General features: G+C 47.3%; 6 protein-coding genes. 5 read left to right on the forward strand and 1 reads right to left on the reverse strand.

The genetic code is table 11. The features are described from left to right. Nucleotides 1–159: 159 nt before the first annotated feature. The 5 genes from DW830_RS14640 to DW830_RS14655 all read left to right on the forward strand — a co-directional run bounded on the left by DW830_RS14640 (nt 160) and on the right by DW830_RS14655 (nt 7,933). Nucleotides 160–3,297: a SusC/RagA family TonB-linked outer membrane protein gene (locus DW830_RS14640; RefSeq protein WP_233544574.1), complete on the forward strand. Its 3,138-nt coding sequence runs from the start codon at nt 160–162 to the stop codon at nt 3,295–3,297. 6 nt (nt 3,298–3,303) lie between these two features. Then, nucleotides 3,304–4,767: a RagB/SusD family nutrient uptake outer membrane protein gene (locus tag DW830_RS16995; protein ID WP_255415643.1), complete on the forward strand. Its 1,464-nt coding sequence runs from the start codon at nt 3,304–3,306 to the stop codon at nt 4,765–4,767. After that, nucleotides 4,710–5,237, forward strand: coding sequence for a RagB/SusD family nutrient uptake outer membrane protein (locus tag DW830_RS17000; protein WP_255415644.1), 528 nt, complete (start codon nt 4,710–4,712; stop codon nt 5,235–5,237). Before DW830_RS16995 ends, DW830_RS17000 begins: the two co-directional genes overlap by 58 nt. Before the next feature lie 59 nt (nt 5,238–5,296). Beyond that, nucleotides 5,297–5,761: a DUF5018-related domain-containing protein gene (locus DW830_RS14650; RefSeq protein WP_119250399.1), complete on the forward strand. Its 465-nt coding sequence runs from the start codon at nt 5,297–5,299 to the stop codon at nt 5,759–5,761. A gap of 138 nt (nt 5,762–5,899) precedes the next feature. After that, complete coding sequence (locus DW830_RS14655; protein WP_119250400.1) at nt 5,900–7,933, forward strand: hypothetical protein; 2,034 nt, start codon at nt 5,900–5,902, stop codon at nt 7,931–7,933. Between the two features lie 264 nt (nt 7,934–8,197). On the opposite strand, the gene DW830_RS14660 is transcribed toward DW830_RS14655, so the two are convergent. Further along, on the reverse strand, nt 8,198–8,622 hold a 425-nt coding region (locus tag DW830_RS14660), incomplete at its 5' end, for an N-acetylmuramoyl-L-alanine amidase (RefSeq protein WP_119250402.1).

Consider the following 8,622-nt stretch of genomic DNA (forward strand, 5'->3'; position numbering starts at 1 on the left):
AAATTTATCGTAAATTTGCAACCAGTTATTAAAAATATATAGCTAAGCAATAAGAATCATTAATTGAATCAATATATAAACTTAGTCAGACAATTATATAATTAAGAATCTGATTATCTCTATAAAACTACATAATATAACAATTAAAACCAAACAATTATGAGCAAAAAAAGTCAGTTTGGCATGACCCTATTACTATCTACGATTATAGTAGGTGGCGCCAATGCGAGTACTGTTTCTACCTCAAACACATTGGGTGCAACTATGATTGCACAGCAAGGTGCTGTTTGTAAGGGTGTGGTAAAGGATGCTGCCGGTGAGCCTATTATTGGTGCATCTGTATCTGTGAAAGGTACTAAGAATGCTGCTGTTACCGATTTGGACGGCAATTTTACCCTCTCTGGTGTAAACAAGGGTACTGCTATTGAAATTACCTATATTGGTTACATCACACGTGAAATCAAGTGGGCAGGTAAAGACCTCGATGTTATTCTTTCTGAGGATACTCAGGGCCTCGACGAGGTTGTGGTTGTAGGTTATGGTAGCTCTAAGAAACGCGACCTGATTGCTTCCGTATCAACCGTAAAGGCAGATGAAATGTCAAATATCCCTGTTACCAACATCGCACAGGGTTTGGCAGGTCGTTCTCCTGGTTTGATCGTACAGGCAAACGGTGGTGGTGTCAACGCTACTCCATCTATCAGTATCCGTGGTGGTGGTACTCCTTTGTACGTCATCGACGGTGTAGTTCGTGGTGAGGTTGACTTCCGTAACCTTTCTCCAGACGATATTGAATCTATGTCTATCCTGAAGGATGCTTCTGCTACAGCTGTTTACGGTTCCCGTGCTTCTAACGGTATCGTACAGGTTGTTACCAAGAGCGGTAAGGCAGGTAGAATCAGCATTGATTACGACTTCAATATGTCTTTCTCTCAGCCAAGCAACTGGCCAAAGCAGATGCACTCTTACGAGCGTGCAGAGTGGGCTAACATTGCAAAGAACAACGACCTTTTGAATGGTGCAAAGAATGATGTGTTCACAGCTGAAGCTATCCAGAAAATGCGTGATGGCTCTGACCCATTGAACTTTGGTGATACCGATTGGAGAAGTCTCGTTCTCAGAGATTGGGCTCCTCAGACCAAGCACACTGTACGCTTGACTGGCGGTTCTGAGACCAACCAGTTCTATGTATCTTTGGGACATATTGATCAGAACTCTCTTTACCGTAGCAACAATCACTGGATGAAGCGTACCACATTCCGTCTCGCTGAGAACACCAAGATTAAGCCTATCGGTTTGCAGGTAAATGTTGCCCTCGACGGATATCGCCAGGAGGATACACATCCATACACTTCTACATCTAGCAGCTATTACAATGTGTTCTCACACATCAAGAACAAGTCTCCATTGAATCCGGGTGTCAACAAGTATGGTCTTCCATATAATGTTACCGATAACCCTGTGGCTGAAACCGCTAGTGATGCAGGTTACAACCGCGGTATTACCAACGTAATCAATGGTAAGGGCGAATTAATCTGGAACTGCCTCTGGGTAGATGGTTTGAGAGTTCGTCTGGCTAGCAACTACCGCTACTACGGCACTTCTACCAAGCAGTGGAGAAAAGATGCCGCTCAGTATGACTGGGATTCTGACGTTCCACAGTACTTGGGTAAGCCACAGCTCTATCACAACTCCAGCACAGGTTATTCTTATACCAACCAGGCATTCGTAGAATATGCACAGCAGTTTGGCAAGCACAGCGTTTCAGCTCTCGGTGGTTTCGAGCAGTATTACGAGAAGGGCGAGTCTTACAGTGCTCAGCGAGTAAACTACGACTTCCCAATCGACCAGATGGGCGTAGGTCCTGCCAATGATATGACCAATGGTGGTAGCGAGGCTGAGTTGGGTCGTGCCGCATGGATTGGACAGGCTAAGTATAACTACGACAACAAGTATTATGTAGAGGGTAGCATCCGTTACGACGGTTCCGACGCCTTTGCTCCAGGTCACCGTTGGGGTGCCTTCTTCAGTGGTGCTTTAGGTTGGGTAGTTTCAAGTGAGAAGTTCATGCAGCCTCTCGTAGAGAAGAACATCATCAACTCTTTGAAATTACGTGCTTCTTATGGTGAGACAGGTCTCGACAGCAGTGCAGGACGCTTTGGTTATCTTACCTCATACACCCTGAACAACCAGGCTTACGTAATCAAGAATAAGTATGTGCCAGGATTCTCAGAGGGTAGTCTTCCTTCTCCAGACCTTACCTGGTACACCACACGCCAGACAGATATCGGTTTCGACTTCGCTTCGTTGAACAACCGACTCTACGGTTCGCTGGATTACTTCTACTACTCTACCAAGGGTTATCTGACCACTCCAACTGGTGAAAGCTATCTCAATACCGCTATCGGTATCGGCTTGCCACGAATCAAGTCAGATAGTGAGTACCGCCGTGCAGGTTGGGAGTTCGTGTTGGGTTGGCGTAGCAACATTGGTGCGTTAAAATATGATATTTCTGCTAACCTCACCTATTTTGATGCTCTCTGGGCACTTAATAGAGACGAGTCTGAGAGTTCTTACATGAACCCTTACACTCGCAGCCAGCAGCAGAAGGGTTACTACGATGCCATGCTGAAGAACTTGGGCTACTATAAGGATGCAAACGACGTTCTCAACAACCCAGGTGTAAACAGCGCACTCAACTCAGGTTATCTGACAGCAGGTGACGTGAAGTATGCCGACATCAATGGTAACGGTATGATTGACAACGGTGATAAGCGCCGTCTGGGTAAGAACCACACTCCACGCGGACAGTATGGTATCAATATGAACTTCCAGTATAAGGGATTCTACTTGAGCATGCTCTTCCAGGGTTCTACAGCATTCGACATGTATCTCTCTGGTGTAACAACCATGCAGACAGGTCAGGCTGGTCAGCTGCCTGTAGCTTACAAGTACCAGGAAGACAGCTGGACACCAGGCAATACCAACGCCAAGTATCCACGTCTGATGGCCAACACTGGTTTGAATGCCAACAACAACTATCAGTACAGCGACTTCTGGCTGGTAAACGGTGCTTATCTGCGTATGAAGGACTTCCAGTTCGGTTACGACTTCAAGCACGCATTGCTTCGCGGTGTAAGCTGGTTGACCCGTGCCAAGGTAGGTATCTCTGGTCAGAACATCTTCACCATTTCTCAGGCAACCAAGTATGGTCTTGACCCAGAGAACTCTTCAACCGAAGGATATGGCTATCCTGTAGAGCGAGTACTTGCATTAACTGTAAACTTAGGATTTTAATTAGTTATGATAAAGAATATTATTAAAATAGGAATGTTCGGCGTTCTGGCATTGACCGCCGCTTCCTGCCAAGATACAATGGATACTCATCCAACAACGACATTCGACGAGGCTACGGTTTGGGGCTCAAAGGCTACAGCCAACGCTTTTGTGAATGCCACATACGACAATGTAATCAACATGTTCACAGGAAGTTCTTCCTGTGTAGGATGGGAATCCCGCACTCCAAACGGAGTAAAATGCTCTCAGGTAGGTGAGGGTATTGATGGCATAGCCACAGAGCTTGGCATCGACAGAACTTCTGACTTCGGTATCAGCCGCTTCGGCTTGCTCCGTCGCTGCAACCTGATTATCGAAAAGGCTCAGGCTTCTACTATGACAGAAGGCGAAAAAGCTGAAATCGTGGCAAAAGGCCGCTTCCTTCGTGGTCTCGTATTCTACGACCTGACCCGCAAGATGGGACGCTTCGTTCCTATCACCTCTGTGATCCAGGCCGACCAGGAAGAAAAGGCAAGAGTACCTATGACTTCCAGCGTAGATGAAAGCTACAAGCTGGTAGTAGAGGATTTGGAGGCTGCCATCCCTAACCTGCCAGTTGAGGCGAAGCCAGGTGAGCCTACCAAGTATGCTGCCGAGTTGCTGTTGAGCCGTGCCTGCCTGCAGGCATACGCTTACACCAAGAAGGCTGAATACCTTGACAAGGTGATTACCTACGCTTCTGATGTTACTCAGAACTGTTCTCTCTCAGACAATTACGGTGGTCTGTTCAACGAGACAGACGAAACCAATGCTGAGATTCTCTGGGGCTACTACCGTTTGAAGGCTAACACCAAGATTGGTAATTATGAGGAGCTGATTCGCACCTATCCTAACATTTCATCGGATGACTGCATCAACTCTAAGAGTCCTATTCAATTCAAGAATCCTAACGGACGCACCTATGAAGGCTGGGCTATCTACTTCCCAACACAGGACTTGGTTGACCAGTATCTCGTAACTGATGAGAAGACAGGCGAAGCACTTCCTTGGAACGAGACTTCACAGTATAAGGAGAATGTTGAGTCTATCGATCCAAACACAGTAACAACAGAAGGTCAGCTTGATGCTTACGAGCAGAAGAATGGTAATGCACGCCGCATGCCAACACCTCAGGACTTCCAGCAGCTCAACACGGCTTATCCTACCAACCTGCATTACGGCAAGTTGAAGGCAGGCTCAACACGCAACATTTCTGAACTGATGTACAGCGGACGTGATGCTCGTTTCGCATCATCTATCGTTTATGATGGCTGTTCATGGATTGGTGAGACAGTAGAGACAAACCTTGGCGGTAACTGCTCTATGGGTGTACGTGATAAGGAAGACGGCGCTGGTACAACACCACAACCGGTTACTACTGGCGCAAGTCTAACATCGAGAATCCAGAGCCACGTGCATACTTCGACTGTCTGGTACAGCTCCACTACGTGATGTGCCGCACTGGCGAGGCTTACATGAACCTGGCAGAGGCATATCTCCTGAAGCACGATGTAACTAACGCAGTAAAGGCTCTCAATGCCACACGAGTTAAGCACGGTAAGATTGCTCCTTCAACAGCAACAACAGAGGAAGCAGCTTGGGCAGACTACATCCGTGAGCGCCGTGTAGAAATGGCTAATGAGAATGGTGACATTTACTTCAGCTATCTCCGCTGGGGTAAGTATGGCGGCTATGCTAACCACGGACGTGAGGCAGGCGACATCATCTACGATCTCGACCGCCCTGTATATAAGATGGAAATCTCTCGCGACCGCAGCCAGATGCTCGTCAACCAGCTTACATTGCTCGGTAGTGCACAGCGCCAGTTTACCACCAAGCGTTATCTGTTCCCAATCGCTCAGTCATTCCTTGACAAGCGCGAGGCATACGATCTCGATCACCAGCAGAACGAGGGTTGGTAATCTGCAAGCAGAAGCAGATATAAATTCATATTTATAAATCATAAATAAACGTTGAAAATATGAAATTCATTAAAATCATACTTGCCATGCTCGTCATGGCACTCAGTTTCAGTTCTTGTCTTGAGAGCGATCTCAAAGACCTTCCAACTTTCGATGGCAATGACATCACAGCAGGATATGCTTGGTATCGTTACATTGGAGAAGACAAGATCAATGCCAGCGGACAGCCTCAGGTTATCCAGAAGCAATTGCAGAAAACAGCAGAGGCTATTGATAACAAGGCTGCTACCATCAACCTGACATTTGCCGTTCCTTCAAACTTCTCTGATAAGGAGAAGAGCAATGTGAATCTCAACAATATCGTTGTGGCAGTACAGATTTCATCTGCTGCGGTAATGACTCCGGTTGAAGGTTCTCCAGCATTGGGTGTTCCAGCCGACTGGACTACTCCACACAAGTATGCAGTAAAGGCTGCCAATGGAGAGACCAAGGTATGGACCATTACATGTACGTTAACAAAATAATTTAAGTCACGCAAAGGGGGGACACCATAAGCGGATGGTGTCTCCCTTTTTTTAAAGGAGCTTCAACTTACTATTGATATGAACAAAAACAATTTATTAAAGCTGGCACTTACTCTTATAATGCCATTAACTCTGTGTATGGGAAGTTGGGCACAAGCTGTCATCTTTCCTCAGAAAAAGCAACCGGGTGTAGCTAAAATCACCCAGAAGTCAAACAGCTATCAGCTCGCCAACAAAGTATTGAATGCCTCTTTCATCAACACAGGTGGCAAACTCTACTTCAACGGCTGTTCTGAGCTGGGACTGCAGCCTAGCACAGAGTTGTTTAAGGTTCTCTTGGGAGACGGCAAAACCATTACCGCATCCGAGATGAAACTGGAAGATGTAAAGATGTTAACCCTGGCAGAGAATCCATCTGCAGCAACAGCATCTCTCCGTTATGCAGGCAAGGCTCTGGAAGCTCGTTTTACATACGAAGAACTTTCTATCGTGTGGCGCGCCGTATTGAGAAACGGCTCGCACTACCTGCGCACTGAAATGGATATTCAGGCTGCCAAAGATTTACCTATGAAGGGTATCGTGGCAATGAACTATCTGGTAGCCAAGAACAGTGCCTATACCGCTCCAGAAGTGGTGGGTAATACCCGTGGTGCCATCCTGGCAAGCAATCATATCTTTGCTGGTCTGGAAACTCCAATGGGTCTGAATTCCTGCAAGGATGAAGGCAATGCTACCCACATAGAAGGCTTATGGAGAAGAAACACCACTTTAAAAGCTGGCAAAACATGGAACATCAGTTCTGTAGTGGGCTTGGTTGCGCCTAAGCAGTTGCGCCGCTCTTTCCTGGCTTACAGCGAGCGTGAAAGAGCTGTGGCTTGGCGACCTTATCCGGTCTATATCTCATGGTATGAGTTGAACATCGACCGCAACAACGCACAAGCTCCTTCTTATAAGGGCAATATGACCGTAGAACAGTGTGCCGACGTGGTAAGTCACTGGAAGACACACTTCTATGATAAATATCAGATGGCTCCAAAGGCCTTTGTATGGGATGATGGTTGGGACCAGTATGGAACCTGGACCTTCAATCCTAACTTCCCTAACGGATTCGACGAACCAGCCAACGAGGCCAAGAAGATGGGCACAGGTATCGGTGCCTGGCTGGGTCCTGTGGGCGGCTATGGTCAGTCTGGCGAATATCGCCGTGCTTACTGGCGTTCTAAGGGTGGTATGCAGCTGAGCAATGAGGATTACTACAACTTCTTCATCCGTTGCTGCACCAATATGATCGACCGCTACGACTTCCGCTTCTTCAAGTTTGATGGCATCAGCGCACAGGCTTCAGCCATCGGTCCTGATGAAGGAACAAGAGGCGAAGAGAATGCCGAGGCCATCATCAGCATCGAGCGTGCCGTACGCCAGAAGCGTCCAGACATCTTCCTCAACACCACCGTAGGAACCTGGGCTTCTCCATTCTGGTTCCACTTCACAGATGCAGTATGGCGTCAGGAGGGTGATTACGGCGAGGCAGGTGACCAGGGCACCGACCGTGAGCGCTGGATTACCTATCGCGACCGTCTGGTTTATCAGAACTTCATACAGAGATCTCCTGTTTGCCCTATCAACACATTGATGACTCACGGATTCATCCTGAGCCGTTGGGGTGCCGTATCCAAGAATATGGATTACGACGGAATCGTTCGTGAGATGCGCTGCGCCTTTGCCTGTGGTTCAGGTATGGTTGAGCTGTACAACGACTACAAGCTGATGGACGAAATCAAGGACAATCAGGGCAACGCCGGAGCGTTGTGGAAAGACCTGGCAGAGTGCATTAAGTGGCAGCAGGAACAGGCTGACGTATTGCCTGATGCTCACTGGGTTGGTGGCAATCCTTGGGATGGCAAGAAGGCAAATGTATATGGCTGGGCTGCATGGAACGGCAAGAAGAGTGTGCTTACCTTGCGTAACCCTTCAACTAGTGCACAGACCTTCACCACAACCCTGAGAGAAGCCTTGGATATCCCTGCCTATGTTCGTGGAAAGATTACATTGACCCATGCCTTTAACCAGGCAGAATTGGATGGAATGCCAATCAATAAGGCTATCGACATTGATACTCCTTTGGTATTGAATCTTCCAGGCTCATCCGTATTTATCTATAATGGTCGTTAATAGGTTGAAAAATTGAAATGTACGGAATAACTATTATAAATAATGAATTATAGACTAGGCTTATTGTTAAGATTAGGTTTATAAGATTTAGTGTTAAATTTGGTTCATTTATTGACTTACACAAATCAAATAATGAAAACTAAGCGTATGCCCTTTTGCTGCGAAGCAAGAGGCATATTTTTTCAACTGCCAAATCTATCACATAATACAAATCCCCCAGCCCGCAGTTTGCAGGTTGGGGGATGATTCTTTCTGTTCCCATTCCTATACCTCCAGCAGCGGCTGGAGCTTGGTGGCATCGAAGCAGGGGCATGCCTTCTGCACGCCAGGCAGGTCACGATGACCCAGTATCACCTTGATGTCAGGAAAACGGTGATGGAGGTTGATGATCAGCCAGAACATCGCATCCTTCTGTGCCGCCGTTCGGGTGTCGGCTATGCAGCCATTGGCATCCAGTCCGCCCTCATAGCAGATGCCGATGGAGTTGGCGTTGGCTCCACGGGCATGCGCACCCATTCGCTCTACCGGACGGCACTCATGTACCTTGCCCTCGCGCGTAATATAATAATGATAGCCGATATCAAACCAGCCGTTCACTTCCACATGGTCGTGGCGCAGCTGCTCTACTGTGTAAGGGTGATTGCAGCGGCTACCGCTGCAATGCACCACAATCATATCAATCTTTCTCA

The sequence above is a fragment of the Prevotella sp. AM34-19LB genome (genome assembly GCF_003468525.1).
GTDB lineage: Bacteria > Bacteroidota > Bacteroidia > Bacteroidales > Bacteroidaceae > Prevotella.

What these genes read in the sequence shown, in the direction of transcription:
- DW830_RS14640 (WP_233544574.1), top strand. Translation starts at nt 160, where the DNA reads ATGAGCAAAAAAAGTCAGTTTGGCATGACCCTATTACTATCTACGATT.
- DW830_RS16995 (WP_255415643.1), top strand. Translation starts at nt 3,304, where the DNA reads ATGATAAAGAATATTATTAAAATAGGAATGTTCGGCGTTCTGGCATTG.
- DW830_RS14650 (WP_119250399.1), top strand. Translation starts at nt 5,297, where the DNA reads ATGAAATTCATTAAAATCATACTTGCCATGCTCGTCATGGCACTCAGT.
- DW830_RS14655 (WP_119250400.1), top strand. Translation starts at nt 5,900, where the DNA reads ATGGGAAGTTGGGCACAAGCTGTCATCTTTCCTCAGAAAAAGCAACCG.